Raw genomic sequence first — 25,576 nt, forward strand, 5'->3', positions numbered from 1 at the left:
CGGCCCCAGACCTGCGTACTGGGCGTACTCGGGTCTGGGGCCGGTGCGGCGAGAGGGCGTGCATGGCGTCGCCGGGCAGACGGGAATTGTCAGACAGGCTCTAGCGGGCCGACGCCAGGGCCCGGGTCACCCCGTGCTCCTTCCGGCCGAGGAACTGCGGATCCGGCCGGAACACCGCGTCCAGCGCGGCCTTGCCCGCCGCGAAGATCTCCCGGGTGTTGCCGTAGTACCAGGTGACGTCCTGCTTGGCGGCCACGCCGATGCCGTACGAGCGCACGCCCGCCGCCCGGCACAGGGCCAGGGCACGCCGGATGTGGAAGTCCTGGCTGATCAGGACGGCCTCGTGGACACCGAAGATCTTCCGGGCGCGGACGCAGGAGTCCCAGGTGTCGAAGCCGGCGTAGTCGCTGACGATCCGCCGGCCGGGCACCCCGTGCGCGGTGAGGTAGGCGCGCATCGCGTCGGGCTCGTCGTAGTCCTTGCGGCTGTTGTCGCCGGTCACCAGGACGACCTCGATCCGGCCGGCCCGGTAGAGCTTCGCGGCCGCGTCCAGCCGGTGGGCGAGATACGGGGACGGCTCGCCGTCCCACAGTCCCGCTCCGAAGACGATCGCCACCTCGGTGCGCGGGGCGTCCGCCGTCGTCCGCAGCCGGTCGCCCGTCGACAGCCGGAGCCAGGTCGCCGGGAGCAGCGCCAGCACGCACAGGACCATCAGCGCCCGCACGGCCCGCCGCCGCCCCCGGCGGGTCCGCGGCAGCGCCGGCAACCGCGGCAGACGGGGCCGGCGCAGGACCGGACGCTCGGGGCGCGGCAGACGCGGCATGATCGGTGTCCCCCCAGATGTCGTGACGCGCGACGGCCCACGGCCCCCGCGTGCGGCCGGGTTCGTGCCGGATCCCACGCCGGGGTCCGGCGTTCCCGTCCGACAGGTGAAGACGCATCGTAAGGTCGTCCGGTTCGCCCGGACGCGCGGACCCCCGCCGCCGGAGGGGCGGGAGCCGCAGGTCGCGCCCCTCACACCGGGCCGCGGCCGTCCGGTGGACCACTGGAAAACGTCCGACATACCCGTGCAACGGCCCGGCAACCTGCTGCCGCCAGGATCGACCCATGACGGCCTCGAACCCCGCTCGTGACGCGTTCTCCCAAGGCCCCGACGGTCCGCCGCCGCGCGGCACCGGCCCCGAGGGCCACCCGGACGGCCACCTTGACAGCGCCGCCCAGCTCATGAACCGGATCGCCGGGCAGCTCGGCAGCCGGCTCGGTCTCGTGGCGCCGGACGGCACCCGCCGCCCGCCGCCGCCCGCCCTCGTCCTGGTCGCCCACGGCAGCCGCGACCCGCGCGCGCTCGCCACCGTGCACAGCCTGATCGAACGCGTCCGCGAGCTGCGCCCGTACCTGTCCGTGCGCCTCGGCCACATCGAGCTGAACGAGCCGCTCCTCGACGACACCCTCGCCTCCCTGGCCGGCCGCCAGGACGCCGTCCTGGTCCCGCTGCTCCTCGGCCGCGGCTACCACGTCCGGCGCGACATCCCCGAGGCCGTCGCCGCCGTCCCCGGACTGCGCGCCCGCGTCGCCGCCCCGCTCGGCCCGCACCCGCTGCTCGTCGAGACCCTCTACGCCCGTCTCGTCGAGGCCGGATGGCGCACCCGCACGAGCGACTCCGTCCGCCGCGCGAGCGCCGTCGTCCTCGCCTCCGCCGGGTCCCGCGCCCCGGACTCGGCCGCCGACACCCGCCGTACCGCCCAGCTGCTCGCCGAACGCCTCGGCGTCCCGGTCGTCCCGGCGTACGCCTCCGCCGCCGCGCCCACCGTGTCGGCCGCCGTGCGCTCCCTCGCCGCCCGGGGCCGCCACCGGATCGCCGTCGCCTCGTACTTCACCGCTCCGGGACGCTTCGCCACGCAGGCCGGCGAGGAGGCCCCCTGGATCCGCTCCGAACCGCTCGGCGACCACCCGGCGATGGCCCGTCTCGTCCTGCACCGTTACGACCAGGCCGTCGCGGCCCCCGGGTCCGCCGCGGAGCGCACCCTCATCTCCGCCTGAACCCCGCGCGGCCACCGGGCTCGGTCTCCGCCCGGACCCGGTCCGCCTCCCCGGGGCCGGCGCCGCCCCACCGACGCCCGCGCCCCGATTGTCACCGCCTGCGTCTACTGTCGGTCCATGGAAGGCATGGCACCGAGGACCGAAGAGACCGCACCGCAGGCACACGAGAACCACACACCTCACACCCCCCACGACGCGTACGACGTGTCCGCCGTCGAGCGCTGGGCCGCCGAGCCCGACAAACGGCCGGGCCGTACCGCCTTCCAGCGCGACCGCGCCCGCGTGCTGCACTCCGCGGCCCTGCGCCGCCTCGCCGGCAAGACCCAGGTCGTCACCCCCGGCACCCTTCCCCAGGTGCTCGGCGCCGCCGGATCGGGCGGCGCGCCCATCCAGGTGTGGGACGCCAGCCCGCGGACCCGGCTGACCCACTCCCTGGAGTGCGCCCAGGTCGGCCGCGAGCTCGGCGCCGCCCTCGGCTGCGACCCGGACCTGGTCGAGGCGGCCTGCCTCTCGCACGACCTCGGACACCCGCCCTTCGGGCACAACGGCGAACAGGCGCTCAACGAATTCGCCGAGGACTGCGGCGGGTTCGAGGGCAACGCCCAGTCGCTGCGGCTGCTCACCCGCATCGAGCCCAAGCGCTTCGTGCGCAGCGACATGGTCACCTCGTCCTCCGCCACCGGGGGCGACGACCTCGTCAGCGTCGGGCTCAACCTCACCCGCGCCGCCCTCGACGCCGCCACCAAGTACCCGTGGCCGAGAGGTGCCCGTCCGGACGATCCGAAGTCGCCGAAATTCGGGGTCTACGAGGACGACCGCCCGGTGTTCGACTGGATCCGCAAGGGCGCCCCCGGCACCCGCACGTGCTTCGAGGCCCAGGTGATGGACTGGGCCGACGACGTGGCCTACTCGGTGCACGACATCGAGGACGGCCTGCACGCGGGCCACCTCGACCCCGCCGCCCTGCTCGCGGGCCCCGAACGCCGGGAGATCTTCGCCGTCGCCGTCGGGAGGTACACGCCGGACGACACCGATCCGGCCGAGCTGGCCGAGGCCCTCGACCGGCTCCTCGGCCAGGAGTGGTGGCCGCACGGATACGACGGTTCGGCCGTCGCGCAGGCCCGGCTCAAGGACGCCACCAGCCAGCTCATCGGCCGTTTCTGCCTGGCCGCTGAGGGCGCCACCCGCGCCCGGTACGGCAGCGGACGCCTCACCCGGTACGCGGCGGAACTGGTCGTCCCGCGGGCCGCCCGGCTGGAGTGCGCCGTCCTCAAGGCGGTCGCCGACCGGTACGTGATGCAGCGCGCCGAGCAGGAGCTGCTCCGGGCCGACCAACGGATCGTCGTCGCCGAACTGGCCGAGGCGCTCACCGCCCGCGCCCCCGAGGTGTTGGACCCCCAGTTCCGGGCACTGTTCGAGCACGCGGCCGACGACCGCGCCCGCAAGCGCGTGATCGTGGACCAGATCGCATCTCTCACGGATGCCTCGGCGCGTTCCCTGCACCTCAGACTCACCACGCGTTCCCATGGAGACGGACAGATGTGACCCTGCGTGGCCTGATCGGGCCACCACCCCTTCCCGCATCACGCTCCGTGCGGGAGGCTCGCACATGGCGACATCCTTACGAGGAGGCATCAAGTGGTCGACGCGGATCAGACATTCGTCATCGTCGGAGGGGGCCTGGCAGGCGCCAAGGCGGCCGAGACGCTCCGAGCGGAGGGCTTCACCGGCCGGGTGATACTGATCTGCGACGAGCGCGACCACCCGTACGAACGACCGCCGCTGTCCAAGGGCTACCTCCTCGGCAAGGAGGAGCGCGACAGCGTCTTCGTGCACGAACCCGCCTGGTACGCGCAGAACGACATCGAGCTGCACCTCGGCCAGACCGTCGTCGCGATCGACCGGGCGGCCAAGTCCGTCCGCTTCGGCGACGACGGCACCCTCGTCCACTACGACAAGCTGCTCCTGGTCACCGGCGCCGAGCCGCGCCGCCTGGACGTCCCGGGCACCGGGCTGCTGGGCGTCCACCATCTGCGCCGCCTCGCCCACGCCGAGCGCCTCAAGGGCGTCCTGTCCGCGCTGGGCCGGGACAACGGCCACCTCGTGATCGCCGGCGCCGGCTGGATCGGCCTGGAGGTCGCCGCCGCGGCCCGCGGGTACGGCGCCGAGGTCACCGTCGTCGAACCCGCGGCGACCCCCCTGCACAACGTCCTCGGCCCCGAGCTCGGCGAGCTCTTCGCCGAACTGCACGGCGAGCACGGGGTCCGCTTCCACTTCGGCGCCCAGCTCACCGAGATCGTCGGCCAGGACGGCGTGGTGCTGGCCGCCCGCACCGACGACGGCGAGGAGCACCCCGCGCACGCCGTCCTCGCGGCCATCGGTGCCGCCCCGCGCACCGGACTCGCCGAGGCCGCGGGCCTGGAGATGGCCGACCGCGCGCACGGCGGCGGCATCGCGGTCGACGAACAGCTGCGCACCTCCGACCCCGACATCTACGCCGCCGGTGACGTCGCCTCCTTCCCGCACGGCCTGTTCGACACCCGGCTGCGCGTCGAGCACTGGGCCAACGCCCTCAACGGCGGACCGGCCGCCGCCCGCTCGATGCTGGGCCGCGGGGCGGCCTACGACCGGGTGCCCTACTTCTTCTCCGACCAGTACGACCTGGGCATGGAGTACTCGGGCTGGGCGCCCCCGGGGTCGTACGACCAGGTGGTGATCCGCGGCGACGCGGGCAAGCGCGAGTTCATCGCGTTCTGGGTGAAGGAGGGCAGGGTGCTGGCCGGGATGAACGTGAACGTGTGGGACGTCACGGACCCGATCCAGCGGATGATCCGTTCCCGGGCCGCGGTGGACACCGACGCCCTCGCCGACCCGCACGTCCCGCTGGAGAGCCTGGCCCCCTGACGGGCCCGCCCACGCCGTCCCGCGCCCGCCGCCCGTCCGGTGGCGGGCGCGGGACGGCGTCCGCGTCCTCGCCTTGCCCGATGACGGCCTCCGCCCTGTCCGCCGTGCCGGGGGACGCGTTCCGCACCGTCCGCCGTGCCGGGGACCGCTTTTGCCCTGTCCACCGTGCCGGTGGGCGGCTTCCGCCTCGTCCGCCGCGCCGTGGATTCCAGGGGGTGAGCGACGTTCCCGTGGGACGCCCGTCCCGCCCGCCCCGGGAGTGTCGGTGCGGCCCCGTAGAATCACCTCGTGGCAGGCAGGATCAATGACGAGGACGTGAAGGCGGTTCGGGACGCGGTCCCGATCGACGCCGTGGTGTCCGAGTACCTCCAGCTGCGCAACGCGGGCGGCGGCAACCTCAAGGGCCTGTGCCCCTTCCACGACGAGAAGTCACCGTCGTTCCAGGTCAGCCCCAGCAAGGGCCTCTTCCACTGCTTCGGCTGCCAGGAGGGCGGCGACACCATCACGTTCGTGATGAAGGTCGACCACCTCACCTTCTCCGAGTCCGTCGAGCGCCTGGCCGCCCAGGCCGGCATCACCCTGCGCTACGAGGAGGGCGGGTACAACCCCGCCCACCAGCGCGGCGAGCGCATCCGCCTGGTCGAGGCGCACAAGGCGGCCGCGCTCTTCTACACCGAACAGCTCGGCTCCAGCCCCGAGGCCGACACCGGCCGGGCCTTCCTCGCCGAGCGCGGCTTCGACCAGGCCGCCGCCGCCCACTTCGGCGTCGGCTACAGCCCCCAGGGCTGGGACCACCTCACCCGGTATCTGCGCGGCAAGGGCTTCACCGACAAGGAACTGCTCCTGTCCGGTCTCGCCCAGGAGGGCCGCCGGGGCCCCATCGACCGCTTCCGCGGCCGCCTCATGTGGCCCATCCGCGACATCGGCGGGGACGTCGTCGGCTTCGGCGCCCGCAAGCTGTACGAGGCCGACAACGGACCGAAGTACCTGAACACGCCCGACACCGCGATCTACAGGAAGTCCCAGGTCCTTTACGGCATCGACCTCGCCAAGAAGGACATCGCCAAGAGCAGCCGGGCCGTCGTCGTCGAGGGCTACACCGACGTCATGGCCTGCCACCTGGCCGGGATCACCACGGCCATCGCCACCTGCGGCACGGCGTTCGGCGGCGACCACATCAAGATCCTCCGCCGGCTCCTCATGGACAACGGCTCGGCCCGGGTGATCTTCACCTTCGACGGCGACGCGGCCGGTCAGAAGGCCGCCCTGCGCGCCTTCGAGGACGACCAGAAGTTCGCCGCCGAGACGTACATCGCCATCGCGCCCGACGGCATGGACCCCTGCGAACTGCGCCTGGCCAAGGGCGACGAGGCCGTCGCCGACCTGGTCGAACCCCGCACCCCGCTCTTCGAGTTCGCGCTGCGCCAGATCGTCCTGCGCTACGACCTGGAGACCCCGGCCGGACGCGCCGCCGCCCTGGACGAGGCCGCCCCGGTCGTCGCCCGCATCAAGAACAGCGGCGCCCAGCACGAGGTGGCGGTCCAGCTCGCCGGCATGCTCGGCATCCTCGACACCCAGTTCGTTGTCAAGAGGGTGGCCCAGCTGGCCCGTTGGGCCCGCGACCGGGGCGGAGCGGGTCCCGCGCCCACGGGCGGCCGCCCCCAGCAGGCCTACGCCGCCGCGCCTCAGGCGTCCACCGGCGCGGGACCGGCGCTGACCCTGCGCAACCCCGTCTTCGCCACCGAACGCGAACTGCTCAAACTCGCCCTCCAGCGGCCCGAGTTGGTCGCCCCCGCGTTCGACGCGTACGGCATGGACGAGTTCACCGCCCCGCCCTACGCCGCCGTGCGCCAGGCCGTCATGGACGCGGGCGGCGCCGAGTACGGCGTCGAGGACCCCCAGGAGTATCTGGTCCGGGTCCGTGACGCGGCCCCGGACGACACCGTGCGCGCGATGGTCACCGAGCTCGCCGTCGAGGCGATCCTGCGCAAGACCGTCGACGAGACGTACGCGGGCGACCAGCTCGTCATGGTCCGCCGCCGTGCCGTCGACCGGCGCATCCGGGACGTCCAGGGCTCCCTCGCGCGGCTGAGCGCGGGCGGCGACCCGGCCCAGCTCGCCGCCGTGCAGAACGAACTGTGGGTGCTCCAGCAGTACGGCCAGGCCCTGCGCGAGCGGGGCGCCGAAGCCCTCTGAGGCCCTGCGGCGCTTCCCTCCGACGGCCCTCCGAGCCATGCCGGGGAGGCTCCGGGACGCGGACCGGCGGGGCCCACGGGGCGCGAAGGGCTCCCGGCGCCGCCGGCGCACATGCCAATCCCTTCTCCCCGATCGAAGGTTTCGTCTCGGCTGAGCTGCGCACTCGTCCGGGACAGTAACCACGCGGTCACGCACCGGACGCAAAAAGTCACCGCACGCCCCTCGTGGCGGCGATGTGTCGTACTCCACACTGGGGTCCGGTGCCTGAGTCCTCGGAGCGCGGCCGACCCGCACGCGACGGGTTCCCCATCCCCGCGGTTCCGCCAAACGACTGCGGGATGGACAGCGGCGAGACCGTCGACCCCATCCCCGACGTACCGCTGCCGCACGCCCCAGCAGCGACATTCCTGGAGGTCGCCCCCGTGCAGACCCAGACCCTCGCCCAGACAGACAACACCACCCGGACGGACGCGGAACCCGGCGGCGTCGGGGCGGTCCCCGCGCAGCGCCAGGCCGCGCACCACCCCGAGGGCGAGCCGGAGGGCCCTCCCGAGGCCCCCGGAGAGGGGCCCGGGACGGGGGCCGAGGCGGAGGTGGAGACCGAGCCGGAGCCGGAGGTGGAGACCGAGGCCCCCGAACCCGTGGAGCCGGTCCGCCGCGCCGCCGACACCGGCGGCCCCTCCTCCGATCTGTTCCGCCAGTACCTGCGGGAGATCGGGCGGATCCCGCTGCTCACCGCGGCCGAGGAGGTCGAGCTCGCCCGCCGCGTGGAGGCCGGCCTGTTCGCCGAGGAGAAGCTGCGGCTCACGCCCGACCTGGACAGCCAGCTCGCCCTCGACCTGGACCGGATCGTCGTCATGGGCCGCATGGCCAAGCGCCGGCTCATCGAGGCGAACCTGCGGCTCGTGGTCTCCGTGGCCAAGCGGTACGTGGGGCGCGGCCTGACCATGCTCGACCTGGTCCAGGAGGGCAACCTCGGCCTGATCAGGGCCGTCGAGAAGTTCGACTACGCCCGCGGCTACAAGTTCTCCACGTACGCCACCTGGTGGATCCGGCAGGCCATGTCACGGGCGCTCGCCGACCAGGCGCGCACCATCCGGGTGCCCGTGCACGTGGTCGAGCTGATCAACCGGGTGGTCCGGGTCCAGCGGCGGATGCTCCAGGAACGCGGGTACGAGCCCACGCCCGACGAGGTCGCGGCGCAGCTCGACCTACCCGGCGAGCGGGTGAGCGAGGTGCTGCGGCTGGCCCAGGAGCCGGTGTCCCTGCACGCCCCGGTGGGCGAGGAGGACGACGTGGCCCTCGGGGACCTCATCGAGGACGGCGACGCGGCCTCCCCGGTGGAGTCCGCCGCGTTCCTGCTGCTCCGGCAGCATCTGGAGGCGGTGCTGTCCACGCTGGGGGAGCGGGAGCGGAAGGTCGTCCAGCTGCGGTACGGGCTCGCGGACGGGCGGCCGCGGACGCTGGAGGAGATCGGGCGGATCTTCGGGGTCACGCGGGAGCGGATCCGGCAGATCGAGTCCAAGACGTTGAACAAGCTGCGGGACCATGCGTTCGCGGATCAGCTGCGGGGCTATCTGGACTGACCCCGGGGGCGTGCCGGAGAGGCCGCGGACCCCCGCCGGAGGGGTGAATCTCCGGCGGGGGTCCGGGAGGCAGGTGCCTGCGAGGCGGGACGCGCCTCAGTCGACCTCGGCCACCGCCTGGGCGAACTGGGCCTGGTACAGGCGGGCGTAGGCCCCGCCGGACTCCAGCAGTTCCGTGTGGGCGCCCTGCTCCACGATGGCGCCGTTCTCCATGACGAGGATGGTGTCCGCGTCCCGGATCGTCGACAGACGATGGGCGATCACGAACGACGTGCGCCCGTGCGCCAGCTTCGCCATCGCCTTCTGGATCAGCACCTCGGTCCGGGTGTCCACGGAGCTGGTCGCCTCGTCGAGGACCAGGATCACCGGGTCCGACAGGAACGCCCGGGCGATCGTGATGAGCTGCTTCTCGCCCGCGCTGACCCCCGTCCCCTCGTCGTCGATGACCGTGTCGTAGCCGTCGGGCAGGGTGCGGATGAAGCGGTCGGCGTGCGCCGCGCGGGCCGCCTCCTCGATCTCCCCGCGGGTGACGTCCCGGGAGGCGCCGTACGCGATGTTCTCGGCGATGCTGCCCCCGAACAGCCAGGTGTCCTGGAGGACCATGCCGATTCCGGCCCTCAGCTCGTCCCGGGACATGGACTTCACGTCGACCCCGTCCAGGGTGATCCGGCCGCCCGTGACGTCGTAGAACCGCATGAGCAGGTTCACCAGGGTGGTCTTGCCGGCGCCGGTCGGGCCGACGATGGCGACCGTGTGACCCGGCTCCACCTTCAGCGACAGATCCTCGATGAGCGGCTTCTCCGGGTCGTAGCGGAAGGAGACGTGCTCCAGCGCCACCCGCCCGCGCAGCTCCTCGGGACGGGCCGACTCGGCCGGGTCCGCCTCCTGCTCGTCCGCGTCCAGGACCTCGAACACCCGCTCCGCCGACGCGACGCCCGACTGCACCAGGTTCGCCATCGAGGCGACCTGCGTCAGCGGCATCGAGAACTGGCGGGAGTACTGGATGAACGCCTGCACGTCACCGATGGACAGCGAGCCCGAGGCGACCCGCAGACCGCCGACGACCGCCACCAGCACGTAGTTCAGGTTCGACACGAACATCATCAGCGGCTGCATGATCCCGCTGTTGAACTGCGCGCGGAAACCGGCCTCGTACAGCTTCTCGTTCTGCTCGGCGAACTGCGCCGCCGATTCGTCCGCCCGCCCGAACACCTTCACCAGGGTGTGCCCGGTGTACATCTCCTCGATGTGGGCGTTGAGCTTGCCGGTGGTGCGCCACTGCTGCACGAAGTGCGGCTGCGAGCGCTTGCCGATCCGGGTGGCCACCACGAACGACAGCGGCACCGTGACCAGCGCGACCAGCGCGAGCAGCGGCGACACCCAGAACATCATCGCGAGCACGCCCACGATGGTCAGCAGCGAGTTGACCAGCTGGCCCATCGACTGCTGGAGGGTCTGCTGGATGTTGTCCATGTCGTTCGTCGCGCGGCTGAGCACCTCACCGCGCTGGCGCTTGTCGAAGTACGACAGCGGCAGCCGCGACAACTTCGCCTGCAGGTCCTCGCGCATACGGAAGACGGTCTTGTTGACGGCCTTGTTCACCAGCCGCGTCGCGACCGCCATCAGCAGGCCGGCCAGCAGGAACGTACCGAGCGCGAACAGCAGGACCCGTCCGACGGCGTCGAAGTCGATGCCCTGGCCCGGGGTGAAGTCCGTGCCCGAGAGCATGTCGGCGACCGCGCCGTGGCCGTGCGCGCGCAGCGAGTCCAGGGCCTGGGTCTTGGTGGCCCCGGCCGGCATCTGGCGTCCGACGATCCCCGCGAACACCAGGTCGGTGGCCCGGCCGAGGATCTTCGGTCCGACCACGGACAGCCCGACGCTCAGCACGACGGCGACCAGCATTACGTACAGCGTGGCGCGCTCGGGCTTGAACTGGGCGAGGAGCCGTCGGCTCGACACCTTGAAATCCATCGAGCGCTGGTCGGGGCCGCCCCCGGCCATCATGCGTCCCATGGGCCCGGCCATCAGGCGGCCTCCGCTTCCGTCAGCTGGGAGAGCACGATCTCCCGGTAGGTCTCGTTGTCCGCCATCAGTTCGTGGTGCCGTCCGGTGCCGACGACCCGGCCCTCGTCGAGGACCACGATCCGGTCGGCCTCCCGGATGGTCGACACCCGCTGGGCGACGATCACCACGGTCGCCTCCGCGGTCTCCTCGGTCAGCGCCGCGCGCAGGGCCGCGTCGGTGGCGTAGTCGAGGGCCGAGAAGGAGTCGTCGAACAGATAGATCTCGGGGCGCTGGACGAGCGTGCGGGCGATCGCCAGACGCTGGCGCTGGCCGCCGGACACATTGGTGCCGCCCTGTGCGATCGGCGCGTCGAGCCCGTTCTCCAGCGCTTCCACGAAGCCCTTGGCCTGCGCCACCTCCAGCGCGTGCCACAGCTCCTCGTCGGTCGCGTCCGGATTGCCGTACCGGAGGTTGGTGGCGACCGTCCCGGCGAACAGGTAGGGCTTCTGCGGGACCAGTCCGACCGTCCTCGCCAGCAGCTTCGCGTCGATGGTCGCGACGTCCACGCCGTCCACGAGCACCTGCCCGTCGGTGGCGTCGAACAGGCGCGGGATCATGCCGAGCAGGGTCGACTTGCCGCTGCCGGTCGAACCGATGACCGCGGTCACCTCGCCGGGGCGGGCGAGCAGGTCGACGGACCTGAGGACCGGCTCCTCGGCGCCCGGGTAGCGGAACCCGGCCCCGCGGATCTCCAGGTGGCCGTGCCGGCGCAGCTCCAGGACCGGGGCGACGGGCGGGACCACGCTGCTCTCGGTGGCCAGGACCTCCTGGATGCGCTCGGCGCAGACCTCCGCGCGCGGCACCATCATGAACATGAAGGTGGCCATCATCACGGACATGACGATCTGCATCAGATAGGCCAGGAACGCGGTCAGGTCACCGATCTGCATGCCGCCGCTGTCGATGCGGTGAGCGCCGAACCAGACCACCGCGATGGACGACAGGTTCACCACCGTCATGACGATCGGGAACATCAGGGCCAGCATCCGGCCGGTGGCCAGCGAGGTCTCGGTCAGCTCGGTGTTGGCGCCCCGGAAGCGGTCCTTCTCGTAGCCGTCGCGCACGAACGCGCGGATCACCCGGTTGCCGGTGATCTGCTCGCGCAGCACCCGGTTCACCGTGTCGAGACGCACCTGCATGGTGCGGAACAGCGGGCGCAGCCGGCGCACGATGAGCGTGACGCAGACGCCGAGGGTCGGCACCACGGCGATCAGTACCGCGGACAGCGGCACGTCCAGGCCGAGGGCCAGGATGATGCCGCCCACACACATGATCGGCGCCGACACCAGCAGGGTGAACGTCATCAGCGTGAGCATCTGCACCTGCTGGACGTCGTTCGTCGTGCGGGTGATCAGCGACGGCGCGCCGAAGTGGCCGATCTCACGTGCCGAGAAGGACTGCACCCGGTCGAAGACGGCCGCCCGGATGTCCCGGCCCACCGCGGACGCCGTACGGGCTCCGTAGTAGACGGCCCCGATGTTGCAGACGACCTGGGCCAGCGAGATGCCGATCATCAGGGCACCGAAGGACAGGATGTAACCCGTGTCACCCTTCACGACACCGTTGTCGATGATGTGCGCGTTCAGGGTGGGCAGGTAGAGCGTGGCGCAGGTCTGCAGGAACTGGAGCAGCACCAGCAGGGCGATGGGTTTCTTGTACGGACTGAGGTGGGTCCGCAGGAGTCGTATGAGCACGCTGGGTCTCTCGGAATCGTGGACGGCGGGGGTGACCGACGGGCTGTGCATGATGCACGCACCACCCCCTATCGTCGGACACTCCCCCCGCGTTACCTCAAGCGATTAATCCAAGAGCGGTCCAAAAGAGGACGCCACCTCCGCCTGTGGTCGTACGCCTGTACGAGGGCTACGCCCGGAACGCCCCGGGATGCGTCTGTTCGCGTACGGAGACGTACTGCTGCCGTACGGCCTGACCCACGGCGAGCTCCTCGCCGGGCTCCAGCACCTGGGCGACCGGCCCCTGCCACATCGGCGGGGTCCGCGGGTCGAGCGTGCCCTGCGAGACGCCGAGGGCCCAGGCGGCCTGACGGGCCGCGCCCAGCGCCGCGTAGTCCGCGGGCTGCGGCACGACGACCTGCGCGCCGAACAGCGCCGGCGCCACGGCCTGGACGGCGGGGAGCTCGGCGGCCTGGCCGAGCAGGAAGACCCGGCGCACCTCGACGCCCCGGCCGCGCAGCACGTCCAGCGCGTCCGCGAGTCCGCACAGCATGCCCTCGAAGGCCGCCCGTGCCAGGTGCTCGGGCTTCATCGACTCCCGGCGCAGACCGGCCAGCGTCCCCGCCGTGTGCGGCAGGTTCGGGGTCCGCTCGCCCTCCAGGTAGGGCAGCAGGACGAGCCCGTGCGCGCCCGGCGTCGACTTCATCGCCAGCTCGGACAGCCCCTCCAGGTCGGGCACGCCGAGCATCTCGGCCGCCCCGCGCAGGGCCCGTACGGCGTTGAGGGTGGTGACGACCGGGAGGTGCATGCCGGTCGCGTCCGCCAGGGAGGTGATCATGCCGGTGGAGTCCGCCAGCGCCTCGGGGTGGACGGCCATCACGGAACCGGACGCGCCGAGCGACACCACGGCGTCGCCGAGCCCGATGCCGAGCCCGAACGCGGCCGCCATGGTCTCGCCGGTCCCGGCGGAGATCAGCAGCCCCTCGGGCGTGGTCCCGGCGGCCTCGGCGGGGCCGAGGACGTCCGGGAGCCCGGCCTGGTGGCCGAGCGCCAGCTCGACGAGGTCCTGCCGGTAGGCGCCGGTCGCCGCCGACCAGTAGCCCGTCGCCGAGGCGCCGCCCCGGTCGGTGGTCCTGCGCACGGGCCGGCCCAGGAGCTGCCACACCAGCCAGTCGTGGGCCTGGAGCAGCATGCTGGTGCGCCGCGCCGCCTCGGGCTCGGTCTTGCTCAGCCAGCGCAGCTTGGTCACCGGCTGGGCGGCGCCCGGGACGCTGCCCACGGCCTGCGCCCACGCCTCGCGGCCGCCGAGCGCGTCGATCAGGTCGGCCGCCGCGACCTGGGCCCGCTTGTCGCCGCCGACCATCGCGGGCCGCACGGTGTTGCCCTGGGGGTCCAGCGGGACGAGCCCGTTCTGCTGGGCGGAGACGCCGATGGCCTGGACGCCCTCGAGCAGCCCGCCCCCGGCGGCCTCGCCCAGGGACAGCAGCCAGGCCTGCGGATCCACGTCGGAACGACGTCCGCCGGCCTCGGCGCCGTCGATCGGATGCGGGGCATAGCCCTGCCTCAGCACGGCACCCGTGTCCGTGTCGCAGACGACGATGCGAGTGAAATCGGGCGCACTGTCCAGCCCGGCGACTATCCCCATGGCGGAAATTCTGCCGTACGGCGCGAGCCGGTGACGCCGGGCCGGCGCACACGACTCCGGCGCCCGCTCGCGGGGCCGGCGGACGGAGCTGTGGCGCTCGTGCGCGGGACCGGCGGATACGGCTGTGACGCCCGTGCACAGGGCCCGGCGGATACGGCCGTTGCGCCCGCGTGCGGGGCGGGCCCACAGGGATGTGGTGTCCCTGTGCGCAGGGCTGTGGTGCCTGCGCGCCGGGCCGGCGGAGCTGCGGCGCCTGCGGGCGGGCCGGCGGAGCTGCGGCGCCCGCGTGCCAGAACTGCGGCGCCCGCGTGAGAGCTCCGGCGCCCGCGTGCCGAGCCGGTGCGGAGGGCCGAGGCGCCTGCGGCGGACGCCTGTGCGGGACACGGCCGCTCGGTGAACGCCGGCGCGGGACAGCGCCGGGTGGTGAACCCCTGCGCGGGACACCGCCGGGCGGTGAACGCCGGTGCGGGTCCCCGTTGGGCGACGGCGGAGCGTGCCGGGTCCGGACGTCCGGACCCGGCACGCATCGGGTGCCTAGGTGTTGCTGGTGCCCCAGTCGTCCTCGCCGGTGGAGGCCGCGCTCCGCTCCCGCAGCGAGCGGACCCGGTCCGAGACCGAGTCGGGGACGCGGTCGCCCACCTTCTCGCCGACCGTGTGCAGCGCCTTGCCCGCGATCTCCTTGCCCTGCTGGGCCGCGGTCTCGGCGGTGTTGCGCACGGCGGGGTTCTGCGCGACCTGGCGCATGGACTTCTTCAGCTGTTCGTAGCGCTCGCGTCCGGCCCGCGTGCCGAGCACGTAACCCAGGGCCAGTCCGGCGACGAACGTGAGCCGGTAGCGCATGACGGCCACCCTTCCCTTGCGTCGGCATCGGTGCGGAGGGAACCGATTGGCGGAGCACCCCCCTGCTTGCGCTAATGTATGTGTCGCAGCAAGCGCACGCCCCCTGGCGAATACCCAGGTGGGTGCGTTCGATGCAAAGATCAATCCCCTGTAGCTCAATTGGCAGAGCAGCCGGCTGTTAACCGGCAGGTTACTGGTTCGAGTCCAGTCGGGGGAGCTCGATCTCCTGTAGCTCAATTGGCAGAGCAGCCGGCTGTTAACCGGCAGGTTACTGGTTCGAGTCCAGTCGGGAGAGCAACGAAAGAGGGCCCTTCGGGGTCCTTTTTCATGTCCGCAGGAACCGCCCAGGGCATGGCGAAGGCGTCATGGTCGCGCGAAGCCGACCAGCCGGAGCAGGAGATCGTATGAGCGGCTATGCTGCGGCAGACGGCGCGCACAAATGTGCGCGGCGCGCCGTAACGGGGCGGTAGCTCAGCCGGTTAGAGCAGCGGACTCATAATCCGTCGGCCGTGGGTTCGAGTCCCACCCGCCCCACCACCGAGGCCTCGGACCCGGCCGTCGCCGGTCTCCGGGACGGTCCTCCCGGGGCGTACGGCGTGATCCTGGAGGCCGTGCAAGGCCCGGAAGCCCGCCGGGGCCCCCGAGGGCCGCGGAGTGATCCAGAAGACCGGAGAGCGGCCCCCTGTGCCCGCCTCGGGAACCGCGCCGAGATCCTCGGGCCGGCCGAAGCCGTGACGCCGTCCGGCGGTCCGTGTGCCGGAGCAACCGGAATCCGCCGCCGTGGGCGGCCCCGGAACGGCACGTCAACCTCACCATCCGCGCCCCACACCCTCGACCGTACGAGCCCACGCCCCCGTCCGCGAGCGAACGCCCGCGACGCCGGGCCGGAGCCCGGGGAGGACACCGTGACGGCGGCCCCGCCTGTCGACACTCTTTCAAATACCGCTATTTCAGCGGTCGTTGACGATCGCATTCCGCACTCAAAGGGCGCGCACAGGTTTCAGCGGTGTAGCTTCTACCCGTCAGTAGAGGCTTGAGCAAGGGTGGATACGTGCCTGCCCCTTCGCAGACCGAGAAGTTCGCCGCCTTCCTTCGGATGCTGAAGGACCGCAGCGGCCGGGGTTATGACCGTCTCGGCAAGGAGGCGGGCGTCAGCGGTTCCAGTCTGCACCGGTACTGCTCCGGCCTGGGCGTTCCCACCGACTACCGGGTCGTGCACTCGTTCGCCAAGGTCTGCGGGGCCAGTTCGGAGGAGCTCCGGGAACTGCACCGGCTGTGGGCCCTGGCCGACACCGACCGCAACGTGCCGCCCGTGACCACCGCGCCGGTCGAGACCACCGTGACCGCGCCGCCGGGGGAGACCGCCGGGAAGGACCCGGCAACGCCGGACGCAGCCGCAACGCCTCCCGCACCGGCTGCCGTACCCGCCACCGGGACGCCTCCGGCCCCGGAACCGGACGGACCCCTCGGCCCCCTCGTCCCCGTACCGGCGGCCCCCGGGCCGGGCGACACCGTCCCGACGGACATCACCCCCGTCGATGCCGGGAAGCCACGACGGCCCCGTGTGCCCGAGAAGCCGTCCTCCCGCTTCGCCGTACTGGCCGCCGCGGTCGTGGTCGTGACCGGCCTGGTGGCCGGGTTCGTGTGGATGCCGGGGGATCCTTCCCCGCCGGCCGAGCAGGGACTGCTGTACTCCTCCGCGTGCAGGACCGTCAGCATGGGGCAGCACGACGAGTGCGTGCGCGAGGTCCAGGAACTGCTGAAGCGGTCCGGGGGACAGCTCGCCGTGGACGGGGACTTCGGCCCCGAGACCCTGCGCAGGCTGACCGCGTTCCAGGTGCTGGCGGGGATGCCGGCCAGCAACGTGGTCGACGAGGCCACCAAGAAGGCGCTCTACGCGCACAAGGTGCGCATGACGACCTGGTCGCCCGACAAGGTGACGAAGCGGATCCGCGAGGTGTTCACCGAGGACCCGCGCACCGCCGTGGCCATCGCCGGCTGCGCCTCGTTCCTCGACCCGCTGTATGTGCTGCCCAACACCAACGGCAGCCGCAACTGGGGCGTGTTCCAGATCTCCGACGTCCGCCTGCGGGAACTCGGCGGCACACCGCGGCGGGCGTTCGACCCGGAGTGGAACATCCAGGCGGCCCACCGGCTGTGGCGCGTCCGGCACGACTTCCACGACTGGCCCTCCTGCGAGGCGGCCCGCAAGGACGCGGAGGACGGCAAGGACACCAAGGGCGCGAAGGACTCCGGGAACTCCGCGAGCCCCGCGGCGCCCAAGGGCTGAGGAACGGAAGGTCCCGGATACCGCCGCCGCGGTACCCGGGACCCGGCCGGCCGGGATCACCCGGACCGGTGTCAGACCGTGCCGCTCTCCCACCACCAGTCGCGGCCGAGGTCGGCCCGGCTGTCGACGTGCTGGTGGTCGACGGTGTACCGCTCCAGACCGGAGAACCCGCAGGTCTCCGCCTTCTGGTAGACGGTCTTGGTGGCCACGCCGGGGACGTCGAGGTCGGCGGCGGTGCCGTACAGGTGCATGCTGTCGCTGGCCCCGCCGATGTCGGCGTTGTGCTGGATGCTGCGGAAGCCGGAGTTCACCGTGATCGGCTTGTCGCCCAGCTTCTTGCGGAGCGCCTCCAGCTTGTACATGCAGCGCCGGGCGTTCTCCTTCGTGGCCGAGGCGCTCAGCTTGCCGCCGTTGAACGTGCCGCTCGACTGGTCCACGAACTCACTCCAGTTGAAGTGGGCCGTGGAGCCGTCCGACTGCTCCAGCGCGTTGAGCTTCGCCTGGGTGTTGGGGCCGGCGACCCCGTCGTCGTCGAGACCGTACGCGGCCTGGAACCGCTTGACGGCCGCGAACGTGCCGGGGCCGAAGTCGCCGTCGAGGCCGACCCGGGTGTGGCTCGCGCTGTCGGCCGCCCAGCCGGAGACCCGGATCTGCAGCTCGAGCACGTCGGCGCCGCTGTCGCCCTGCTTCATGGTGCGCGACCACGAGTAGGCCTGCGCGGTGCCGGAGAGCAGCAGCGGGCCGAACGCCAGGCCGGCGCCGACGGCCAGGGTGCCGCGCAGCATGCTGCGGCGGTCGAGCGGGCGGCCGGCGGCGGAGCGCCCGTCGGCGGAACGGAAGAGGAAGGTCATCGTCGTCCTTTCGGAACGGTGGTGCGAGAGGAGGCGGAGCGAGGTCAGTAGGCGAGCTGGAAGTTCATGTTCTGGGCGAAGGTGTCGTACGGGCCGACGCGCAGGACGAAGCGGGTGCCGTCCTTGACGTCGGTGGCGACGGTCGCCCACGGGGTGCCGTGCAGGGAGTACGTGTTGTCGTGGTTGCACTTGTCGGTGTGGTCGATGAACACCACACACGCGTACAGGAAGCTCTGGTCGTCCGTGGTGAGCCGCATGTTGATGTCACCGCACCGCGAGGACGTGGTGAAGGGGCCGTAGTCCCTGGGGCCCGCCTGGTAGCGGTAGTTCAGGGTCTTCGCTCCGCCGTAGCAGCTGGTCGCCGCGGCCGAGGACTGTGCGGCGGCGGGCGCGGCACCCGCTCCCAGCAGCGCGGCCACGGTGACGAGAGCCGAGGCGAGCGCCTTGGTCCTGCTCATGATGGTCTCCGTTCGGTGAAGTGGGGGAGAGGGTCAGAAGGCGATCTGGAAGGTGGCCGAACTGCCTTCCAGGTCGACGCCGTTGGGCACGGTGAACCGGGTTCCGTTCAGGACGTCGGTGGCGATGGTCGTCCAGTTGCGGCCGATCTTGGTCCAGTAGTTGCAGCCACTGGCCCGCGCGAACTGCACGCAGGCCCAGCCGAAGTCGGCGTCGCCGCCGGTCATCCGCATGTTGATGTCCGTGCAGCGGCTCGTGGTCACGTACGGGCCGAAGTCGCGGACCTCCCCGTAGTGGACCGTGACCGCTCCGCCGTAACAGCTCGTGGCGGCGGAGGCGGTGGCGGCCGAGGCGGGCGCCGGGACGATGAAGCCCAGGACGGCGAGCAGGGCGACGAGGGCCGCTCGGGAGAGACGGTCCGTCATCGTGTTCCTCCTCGGTACGGCGATGGCCACGGCCGGGATCACCGGTTGGCCAGCTTGTCGAGGTCGGCCTGGGTGCCGTTGAACACGTCGCCGGTCGCGGGCGCCCGCAGGCCGGGGAAGACCGCGGCATCGGTGTACTGCCACATCGCCCAGGTCGACGAGCCGTTCGGCAGCGGGGGCTGGGTGATCGACTGGCGGTAGTCCGCGAGCTGCAGCGGATACCGGGCGAAGGCGGTGGTCGATCCCATGCAGTCGTCCAGGAAGGACTTCTGGGTGTAGATCATCGGGACGCGGCCGAAGGCGTTCTCGACCCGGTCCAGCCAGGCCTTGGCGTCGGCCACCGTGCCGTAGGTGGGACAGCGTCCGCTGCCGTCGTCCATGCGCTCCAGGTCGAAGATCGGAGGCAGGTCGCCCGCGCGCTTTCCGGTGTAGCCGGTGGCCCGCACGGCGGCGATGAACCGGTCGGCCTGCGCGGCACCCGTGTCGGCGGCCGAGCCCGTGTAGAAGTGGTACGGCGCGACGGCCAGCCCCGCCGTCCGGGCCGCCTCCAGGTCGGTGGCGAGGTACTCGTCGGTGACGTTCATGCCCCGGGTGGCCTTGACCGTCGCGAACTCGACGCCCGAGGCACGGACGGCCTTCCAGTCGATCGGCGCGCCGCCCGGGTGCTGGTACTTGGCCGTGTCCAGCCCGTCGATCGGGTGCCCGGCCGGGCGGGGCGGGGTGCAGTACGTGTTACGGCTGGACCAGTCGACCAGCTTCGCCCACGTGTTGGGGCCCACCGTGCCGTCGGCACTGAGGTTGGCGCAGTGCTGGAGCTCGATGACCCGGTCCTCGGTGCCGCCCCCGAAGTCGCCGTCGATCGTCAGCGGCGGATAGTGGTACGGCTCCATGGCGAGGTTCAGCCGGCACTGCACCTCCTTGACCTCATCGCTCTTCGCCCCCTTCTTCAGGGTCGGGCGTGAGTCGGTGTGGCCGCACACGGTCGCCTGCGCCGTGCCCGCCGCGCCCTGCGTCCCGCAGGTGTGCGGCTGGGCGGCCCAGGTGTTCAGTGCCGCCCAGGTGTTCGGGCCGAGCACGCCGTCCGCGCTCAGCCCGGCGCACCGCTGGAACTCCTTGACGCGCGTCTCCGTCGCCGCGCCGAACGTGCCGTCCGCCGCGATCGGCGCGTACCGGCTCGGCTTCGTCGCGAGGTCGAGTTGGCACTGCGCCTCGACCGTCGCGTCCCCCGTCGATCCCTGCTGCAGCGTGGGCTGTGCGCTCGTGTGCCCGCAGACCGCGACCGCGGCGGCGGTGGAAGGCGCCGCCTGCACCGCCGCGGACCCGGACAGGGGCAGGACCGCTGCCACGGCGAGGGTCAGACCCCGCAGTAGCGACCTTCTTCCCATCTGGTGTTCCCCCTCTGGTCGGTGGCCGGGAACTCCCGGCCGCCGGCCATGCTGGCAGCGCCGGCGCAGAGGGGGACCGTCCTGCTCCCGACAGGGACGACGGGACAGTCCCAGGCCCCTGACCTGCCGGAACGCGGCACCGCTGGGACGGTCGTGGGACACAGAGGGGGGCGGCTCGGACAGGGGTGACCCGGAAGGGGGCCCGGACGGGGGTGGCCCGAGGAGGGGGCGGCCCGGGGAAAGGGGCTGCCCGGGGACGGGTGGCCCGGGGACGGGGGTGGCCCGGACGGGGCGGCGCGGCCCGGCGCGGTGGGCGGACCGCGCCGTCCCCGTGTCGGATCGTCAGGTGCCCGTGGCCCGCTTCCCGTCGAGGAACTCCACCAGTTCCCCGGGCACGAGGTGCCCGGCCTCCGGCTCCTCCCACTGGACGGGGTGGATGCCGTGTTCCTTGAGGCCCCGCACGTACTCCTCGGGCAGTCTGTCGCCCTCCACCAGACGGAGATCCAGGAGTGCCTTGCGTACCGAGGGATCCAGGGCTTCCCACCACTGCGTGACGCGCTCGCCGTGTCTGCTGTTCATGCGTTCCAGGTGACCACGGACGGGACCGGGGGGCGCGGACCGCCGCGGGGCGCGTTGCCCGCGCGCCCCGGCCGGTGACGGAACATCCTGTTCGGAGGGTAGGAGGGGTTCATCCGTGGGCACCATGCGTCTATGCGCGTCGACGAGGACGCCGGTCTCAACCGTCATGAGGAGGGGTCATGAACCGTCAGGTCCGGATTCGCGTCAACCGCCGGCCCGCCGCTCCGCGCGAGATGCCGATCGACCGCAGGACGCCGTCGGGGCGCCTGCTGCCCTACTGACGTACCCCCGCCGCAGCAGTGCGGCCCGCCGGGCAGGACGCCGGGCGGGCCGTGTCGTGTCCTGAGGGGGTGCGGTCCGGCCGTCAGTCCCGGGTCGCGCGGCGCCGTACGACGAGGAACGCGCCCGCTCCGGCGGCGAGGACCGCGGCCGCCGCTCCCACGAGGGGGAGGGCGGAGCCGGTGCTCGCGAGCCCCCCGCCGTCCGTCGAACCGGTGCCGCCCGTGGAGCCGGTGCCGCCCGTCGAGAGGCCGGCGCCGTCGACGTCGAGGAGGATCGCCGCCGTGTCGTTCTTCCTGTCCGGGTCGTAGGGATGCGCGGTCGCGTCGAGCGCCACCGAACCCCTGGCCCCGGGAACGGCCTTGTCGATCCGCAGGGTGAACGCGTAGGTGAAGACGCTGTTCTCCTCGACCCAGAAGTTGCCGAAGCCGCAGCGGTAGCTGCCGGCTGCCACCTTGGTGCAGTTGGGGGCCGGCTTGGTCACCGTCGTACCGGCGGGCATCCTGATCAGGACCCGGCTCACCGGAATCATCTTGCGCGAGTACACCCACGCCGGACCCGCGTTGGTGAACTTCGCGTTCATCGCGACCGTGTCCCCGACGCGGCCCGCCACCCGGGCGCCCGTCAGCCGGAAGTCGGCGGAGCTGTCCGCGGTGACCGGCACGGTGGCCCCGTCCCAGTCCAGGTGCTCCGGATCGGCCTCGCCGACCGGGGTGTCCGAGGGCAGCTCGGTCAGCCTGACGGCGGGGCCGGTACCCCGCACGGTCTCCTTGGTGCCGTCCTCGCCGCCGGAGTCGGTCATGGACACCGACACGCGGAGAGTGTCGTACAGCGCGTGGCCGAGGACGTTCACCTTCAGCGGCTTCTCGGGCGCGTAGACGGAACCGGCCCTCACCTTCTGGTCGAACTCGCACACCGCGTCCGAGTGACCGGGAGCCTCGTCGAAGGCGGTGACCTCGTAGCGGACGCAGTTGGACGGCAGTTCCCGGTGGGCCAGTCCGCGGGTGACGGAGTAGGACAGGTAGACCTTGTCGAGGTCCGCGGTGCCCTGGTTCGCGAACGTGCCGGGCACCTCGAAGCTTCCGCCGGGCTTCAGCGCGTCGACCGAGGGCAGCGGACCGAGCGCCAGAGCGGGGGCGCCGTCGGCGGAGGCGGGCGCGACGGCCAGCGCCAGGAGGCCGACGACACCGGTCGCGGCGGCGGTCACCCTCGATGCGGTCCTGCGCGGGCGGCGGTCGGAAGCGGTCCGGAGCATGGGGGAATCCCTCGGAGTGAAGCGGCGGGCACGTACGGGCGAACGGCCGGGGAACGTCATCCCCGGCATGAGACCTCTCCTGCCCTCCGACGGTTGTACGAACCCGCCCGCCGCCCGCCCAACCGACCGCCGCCCGACCGACCGCCGCCTGCCGCCCGACGGCCGACTGCCCGCCGCCCGCCCGCCCGCCCGCCTGCCGCCCGACGCCCGCCCGCCGCCTGCCGCCCGACGCCCGCCGCCTGCCGCCCGACGGCCGACCGCCCGCCGCCCGCCGCCCGCCCGTCGGCCGACCGTGCGTCGGCCCCGGCGCCCGTCGGCCCCGGCGCCCGTCGGGCCCGAACCCGGGTGCCGTCGCCGTCGTCCGCTACAGGGCCGACTCCCAGGTGACGTCCGTACCGTCCGGGGGGCCGTCGTCGTGGACGGTCAGCCGGACCCCGGGCCGGCCGTCGGGCAGGGCCACCGTCGCGTCGACGACGACCTCGATCCGTGACACCCCCGGGCGCCGCGAGGCGGCGGCCAGCGCGCGCCGCAGCACGGCGATCAGCCGGCCGGCCACCTGGTCCGTGATCGTGTTGTCCACCGGCCCGGCGAACCGGGTGGACGGCCGGACGCCGAGGACCGCCGCCGCACCGGCCGTCTCGCGCAGCACCCGGCCGCGGAACGTGGTGGGCGCGTCGGCCGGCGGCTGCTGGAGCGCGAAGATCGCGGTGCGCACCTCCTGGACCGTGGCCTCCAGTTCGTCGACCGCCCGGCCGAGGGCCGCGGACACCTCCTCGGCCCCGGCGTCCCCGGTCCCGCCGTCTTCGTTCCCGGCGTCCCCGGTCCCGGCGTCCCCGCTCCTGCCGTTCCCGCTCCCGCCGTTCGCGTGCGCGGCGTTCCTGCGCTGGGTGGACTCCAGCATCATGCCGGTCGCGAAGAGACGCTGTACGACGAGATCGTGCAGGTCGCGGGCGATCCGGTCGCGGTCCTCGTACACCGCGAGGAGTTCACGGCTGTGCCGGGCGTCGGCGAGGACCAGGGCGAGCGCGGCCTGCGAGGCGAACTGGCCGGCCAGCAGGCGTTCGACCTCCGTGTACGGGCGGTCGCCGCGTCCGCGGGGCAGGACCAGCGTGCCGATGAGCCGCCCCTCGGTCTGGAGGGGCAGCATCATGCTCGGCCCGAAACGGGACCGCGCGGGAACCGTGATCCTCGGGTCGGTCGCCGCGTCCTCGACGAACACCGGCTCTCCGCCGAGGAGTTGTCCGAGCAGGGGGCTGCCGGGCGAGACGGTGGTGCCCACGATCCCGGCGGGATCCCCGGGGGTGGAGGCGACGACGACCCGCATGCCGCCCTCGTCCGTGGGTTCGAGGATGATCCCCGCCGCGGCTCCCGCGAGGATCCGGGCGCGTTCGGCCACCGTCGTCAGCGCGTCGGCACCGGTCCCGCCGCTGAGGAGGGTGGTGGTGACGGCGGAGGCGCCCTCGATCCAGCGCTCCCGCTGCCGGGCCGTCTCGTACAGCCGGGCGTTGCCGATCGCGATCCCGGCCTGCTCGGCGAGCAGCCGCACCAGCTGCTCGTCCTCCAGGGTCACGGGCCCGCAGGCCTTGTCCGCGAGGCAGAGGTTGCCGAACACCTCGTCGTCGACCCGGATGGGAACGTCCAGACAGATGTCGGCCTCGGGTCCGGGCGGCGTTCCGGTCTCCGGCCCGTTCGCCGTGGCCGTCCCCCGCCCGGCCGGGGAGGCCCCCGTGACGGGCGGGCCCGCCGTGCGGATCCGTACCAGCCCGTCCCGCGCCGGGTCCCGCATCGCCAGCGTCGCGTAGCGGGCCCCGGTCAGCTCGGCGGCGGCGTCCACGATCCGCTGGAGGGTCGCCCGGAGTTCGAGTTCCGTGCCGACGCTGAGGACCGCCTCGAGGAGAGGCGTGAGACCGGGCACGGGGTCGGTCATCGCGCCGGTCCGCGGGCCCGTCAGCGGGCCAGCGGGTTCAGGATGATCGGCGCGATCTTGCCCTCCAGCATGTAGCCGAGTCCCTGCACGGCGCAGACGTCCGGGCGCTCGGCGATGTGGACGGGCACCCCGGTCGCCTGACGGAGCATCTGGTCGAGCCCGGGAAGCAGCGCGCTGCCGCCGACCATCATGATCCCGCGGTCGGCGACGTCGGCCACCAGATCGGGCGGGCAGGACCGCAGCACCTTGCCGACCCCGTCCAGCACGGCGGTCAGCGGGGTCTCGATCGCCATGCGCACGGCGGCGGTGTCGACCTTCACGGACCGCGCGAGGCCGGTCGCCACGTCCCGCCCGTGGATCTCGGTCAGGGCCGGTCCGTGCGGGGTCAGCCCGTTCCCGGACAGCGCGAGTTGCAGCGGCCGTACGGCCTGGCTCGGCAGCATCAGTTCGTGCTGGTGGCGCAGGTGCTGCACGATCGCGTGGTCGACGGCCTCACCGCCGACCGGGATGCGCTCGGCGGTGACGATCGAGCCCAGCGACAGCACGGCGAGCTGGGTCGCGGCGGCCCCGCACACCATGATCATGGTGGCTTCGGGCCGCTCGACGGGCAGTCCGCAGCCCACCGCCGCCGCGATGAGCGTGTCCACCAGCTCGACCCGCCGTGCCCCCAGCCCCACCAGCGTCTCGATGGTGGCGCGCTGCGCCAGCGGGTCCGCGTCGTGCGGGGTGCAGGCCGCCGCCCGCAGCCGGGGCTTGCGGCGCAGCGTGCGCCGGACCTTGTCGCCCAGCAGGTTGCGCAGCATCCGCTGCGCCATGTCGATGTCGACGACGGTGCCGCCGGAGACCGGGCGCACCACGCGGATGTAGTCGGGCGTACGGCCCGTCATCCGCTCGGCGAAGTCCCCGACGGCGATCAGCGCGCCCGTCTTCGTGTTGATCGCCGCGACACTCGGCTGGTCGACGACCAGGCCCGCGCCCCGCACCCACACTCGGGTCCTCGCCGCGCCCAGGTCGACGGCGAAGTGGCAGCGGCGCAGCTGCTCCAGACTGGCGGTCATGGCAGGTCCTCCCGAGTGCGCAGACCGTGGGGCTCCGCCGGGCGGCGGTCCTCTCCGACCATCCTGAGCGCGCGAAGCGCCGGGCGCCCCTTTTGGACGGCCGGGTGAGGCACCGCCGGACGG

The 25,576-nt window shown here is 72.8% G+C and carries 19 protein-coding genes and 3 tRNA genes; 9 read left to right on the plus strand and 13 right to left on the minus strand.

Going from position 1 to position 25,576, the window contains the following annotated elements:
• Window positions 1-100: 100 nt before the first annotated feature.
• Window positions 101-823 carry a SanA/YdcF family protein gene (locus IO36_RS25935; protein ID WP_167347419.1) on the minus strand — a complete coding sequence of 241 codons (723 nt, stop codon included), beginning with the start codon at window positions 821-823 and terminating at the stop codon, window positions 101-103.
• Between the two features lie 401 nt (window positions 824-1,224).
• On the opposite strand from IO36_RS25935, the gene IO36_RS25940 reads away from it, so the two are divergent.
• The 5 genes from IO36_RS25940 (at window position 1,225) to IO36_RS25960 (ending at window position 8,726) form a co-directional block, all read left to right on the plus strand.
• Window positions 1,225-2,040: a sirohydrochlorin chelatase gene (locus tag IO36_RS25940; protein ID WP_037623515.1), complete on the plus strand. Its 816-nt coding sequence runs from the start codon at window positions 1,225-1,227 to the stop codon at window positions 2,038-2,040.
• A 117-nt stretch (window positions 2,041-2,157) separates the two neighbouring features.
• Entirely contained in the window at window positions 2,158-3,585 is a 1,428-nt protein-coding gene (locus IO36_RS25945; protein ID WP_037623387.1) for a deoxyguanosinetriphosphate triphosphohydrolase, read from the plus strand.
• A 93-nt stretch (window positions 3,586-3,678) separates the two neighbouring features.
• A complete protein-coding gene (locus IO36_RS25950; RefSeq protein ID WP_037623388.1) occupies window positions 3,679-4,944 on the plus strand; it encodes an NAD(P)/FAD-dependent oxidoreductase in 1,266 nt (421 codons plus the stop codon).
• Window positions 4,945-5,232: 288 nt separating this feature from the next.
• Window positions 5,233-7,140 (plus strand): DNA primase, encoded by a 1,908-nt coding sequence (gene dnaG, locus IO36_RS25955; RefSeq protein ID WP_037623389.1) that lies wholly within the window; start codon window positions 5,233-5,235, stop codon window positions 7,138-7,140.
• A gap of 260 nt (window positions 7,141-7,400) precedes the next feature.
• A complete protein-coding gene (locus tag IO36_RS25960) occupies window positions 7,401-8,726 on the plus strand; it encodes an RNA polymerase sigma factor (protein WP_037623390.1) in 1,326 nt (441 codons plus the stop codon).
• Between the two features lie 96 nt (window positions 8,727-8,822).
• Here the strand turns inward: IO36_RS25960 and IO36_RS25965 are convergent, their stop codons facing one another.
• From IO36_RS25965 to IO36_RS25980, 4 genes are all read right to left on the minus strand, one after another.
• A complete protein-coding gene (locus IO36_RS25965) occupies window positions 8,823-10,751 on the minus strand; it encodes an ABC transporter ATP-binding protein (RefSeq protein WP_037623391.1) in 1,929 nt (642 codons plus the stop codon).
• Window positions 10,751-12,484 (minus strand): ABC transporter ATP-binding protein, encoded by a 1,734-nt coding sequence (locus IO36_RS25970; RefSeq protein ID WP_037623516.1) that lies wholly within the window; start codon window positions 12,482-12,484, stop codon window positions 10,751-10,753. Before IO36_RS25970 ends, IO36_RS25965 begins: the two co-directional genes overlap by 1 nt.
• A 169-nt stretch (window positions 12,485-12,653) precedes the next feature.
• Window positions 12,654-14,108: an FGGY family carbohydrate kinase gene (locus IO36_RS25975; RefSeq protein ID WP_037623392.1), complete on the minus strand. Its 1,455-nt coding sequence runs from the start codon at window positions 14,106-14,108 to the stop codon at window positions 12,654-12,656.
• Window positions 14,109-14,642: 534 nt separating this feature from the next.
• Entirely contained in the window at window positions 14,643-14,948 is a 306-nt protein-coding gene (locus IO36_RS25980) for a hypothetical protein (RefSeq protein WP_037623517.1), read from the minus strand.
• A 144-nt stretch (window positions 14,949-15,092) separates the two neighbouring features.
• Between IO36_RS25980 and IO36_RS25985 the strand changes: the two genes are divergently transcribed.
• The 4 genes from IO36_RS25985 (at window position 15,093) to IO36_RS26000 (ending at window position 17,238) form a co-directional block, all read left to right on the plus strand.
• Window positions 15,093-15,165 (plus strand) — tRNA-Asn (locus IO36_RS25985).
• 5 nt (window positions 15,166-15,170) lie between these two features.
• A tRNA-Asn gene (locus tag IO36_RS25990) sits at window positions 15,171-15,243 on the plus strand.
• 165 nt (window positions 15,244-15,408) lie between these two features.
• Window positions 15,409-15,485 (plus strand) — tRNA-Ile (locus IO36_RS25995).
• A gap of 514 nt (window positions 15,486-15,999) precedes the next feature.
• On the plus strand, window positions 16,000-17,238 hold the full coding sequence (locus IO36_RS26000; protein WP_063764901.1) for a helix-turn-helix domain-containing protein: 1,239 nt from the start codon (window positions 16,000-16,002) through the stop codon (window positions 17,236-17,238).
• Window positions 17,239-17,309: 71 nt separating this feature from the next.
• Here IO36_RS26000 and IO36_RS26005 read toward each other — a convergent pair whose 3' ends face one another.
• The 8 genes from IO36_RS26005 to IO36_RS26040 all read right to left on the minus strand — a co-directional run bounded on the left by IO36_RS26005 (window position 17,310) and on the right by IO36_RS26040 (window position 25,453).
• Window positions 17,310-18,089, minus strand: a complete 780-nt coding sequence (locus IO36_RS26005; protein WP_051900957.1) for a D-Ala-D-Ala carboxypeptidase family metallohydrolase — start codon at window positions 18,087-18,089, stop codon at window positions 17,310-17,312.
• A 44-nt stretch (window positions 18,090-18,133) separates the two neighbouring features.
• Entirely contained in the window at window positions 18,134-18,547 is a 414-nt protein-coding gene (locus IO36_RS26010; RefSeq protein WP_037623393.1) for a hypothetical protein, read from the minus strand.
• Between the two features lie 33 nt (window positions 18,548-18,580).
• Complete coding sequence (locus IO36_RS26015) at window positions 18,581-18,970, minus strand: hypothetical protein (protein ID WP_037623394.1); 390 nt, start codon at window positions 18,968-18,970, stop codon at window positions 18,581-18,583.
• Between the two features lie 38 nt (window positions 18,971-19,008).
• The gene (locus tag IO36_RS26020; RefSeq protein WP_078943446.1) at window positions 19,009-20,355 is read right to left on the minus strand and encodes a GH25 family lysozyme; all 1,347 of its coding nucleotides are present in this window, start codon (window positions 20,353-20,355) and stop codon (window positions 19,009-19,011) included.
• A 342-nt stretch (window positions 20,356-20,697) separates the two neighbouring features.
• Window positions 20,698-20,934 (minus strand): hypothetical protein, encoded by a 237-nt coding sequence (locus IO36_RS26025; RefSeq protein ID WP_037623395.1) that lies wholly within the window; start codon window positions 20,932-20,934, stop codon window positions 20,698-20,700.
• 364 nt (window positions 20,935-21,298) lie between these two features.
• Entirely contained in the window at window positions 21,299-22,468 is a 1,170-nt protein-coding gene (locus IO36_RS26030) for a hypothetical protein (protein WP_037623396.1), read from the minus strand.
• A 364-nt stretch (window positions 22,469-22,832) separates the two neighbouring features.
• Window positions 22,833-24,395, minus strand: a complete 1,563-nt coding sequence (locus tag IO36_RS26035; protein WP_037623397.1) for a GAF domain-containing protein — start codon at window positions 24,393-24,395, stop codon at window positions 22,833-22,835.
• Between the two features lie 20 nt (window positions 24,396-24,415).
• Window positions 24,416-25,453, minus strand: coding sequence for a rod shape-determining protein (locus IO36_RS26040; RefSeq protein ID WP_037623398.1), 1,038 nt, complete (start codon window positions 25,451-25,453; stop codon window positions 24,416-24,418).
• Window positions 25,454-25,576 lie beyond the last annotated feature (123 nt).

Origin of the sequence: Streptomyces aureus, from assembly GCF_000725495.1 — a bacterium.
GTDB lineage: Bacteria > Actinomycetota > Actinomycetes > Streptomycetales > Streptomycetaceae > Streptomyces > Streptomyces aureus_B.

Coding starts and splice junctions, on each gene's coding strand:
- IO36_RS25935 (WP_167347419.1), bottom strand. CDS start 823: ATGCCGCGTCTGCCGCGCCCCGAGCGTCCGGTCCTGCGCCGGCCCCGT.
- IO36_RS25940 (WP_037623515.1), top strand. CDS start 1,225: ATGAACCGGATCGCCGGGCAGCTCGGCAGCCGGCTCGGTCTCGTGGCG.
- IO36_RS25945 (WP_037623387.1), top strand. CDS start 2,158: ATGGAAGGCATGGCACCGAGGACCGAAGAGACCGCACCGCAGGCACAC.
- IO36_RS25965 (WP_037623391.1), bottom strand. CDS start 10,751: ATGGCCGGGCCCATGGGACGCATGATGGCCGGGGGCGGCCCCGACCAG.
- IO36_RS25975 (WP_037623392.1), bottom strand. CDS start 14,108: ATGGGGATAGTCGCCGGGCTGGACAGTGCGCCCGATTTCACTCGCATC.
- IO36_RS25980 (WP_037623517.1), bottom strand. CDS start 14,948: ATGCGCTACCGGCTCACGTTCGTCGCCGGACTGGCCCTGGGTTACGTG.
- IO36_RS26005 (WP_051900957.1), bottom strand. CDS start 18,089: ATGACCTTCCTCTTCCGTTCCGCCGACGGGCGCTCCGCCGCCGGCCGC.
- IO36_RS26010 (WP_037623393.1), bottom strand. CDS start 18,547: ATGAGCAGGACCAAGGCGCTCGCCTCGGCTCTCGTCACCGTGGCCGCG.
- IO36_RS26015 (WP_037623394.1), bottom strand. CDS start 18,970: ATGACGGACCGTCTCTCCCGAGCGGCCCTCGTCGCCCTGCTCGCCGTC.
- IO36_RS26020 (WP_078943446.1), bottom strand. CDS start 20,355: ATGGGAAGAAGGTCGCTACTGCGGGGTCTGACCCTCGCCGTGGCAGCG.
- IO36_RS26025 (WP_037623395.1), bottom strand. CDS start 20,934: ATGAACAGCAGACACGGCGAGCGCGTCACGCAGTGGTGGGAAGCCCTG.
- IO36_RS26030 (WP_037623396.1), bottom strand. CDS start 22,468: ATGCTCCGGACCGCTTCCGACCGCCGCCCGCGCAGGACCGCATCGAGG.
- IO36_RS26035 (WP_037623397.1), bottom strand. CDS start 24,395: ATGACCGACCCCGTGCCCGGTCTCACGCCTCTCCTCGAGGCGGTCCTC.
- IO36_RS26040 (WP_037623398.1), bottom strand. CDS start 25,453: ATGACCGCCAGTCTGGAGCAGCTGCGCCGCTGCCACTTCGCCGTCGAC.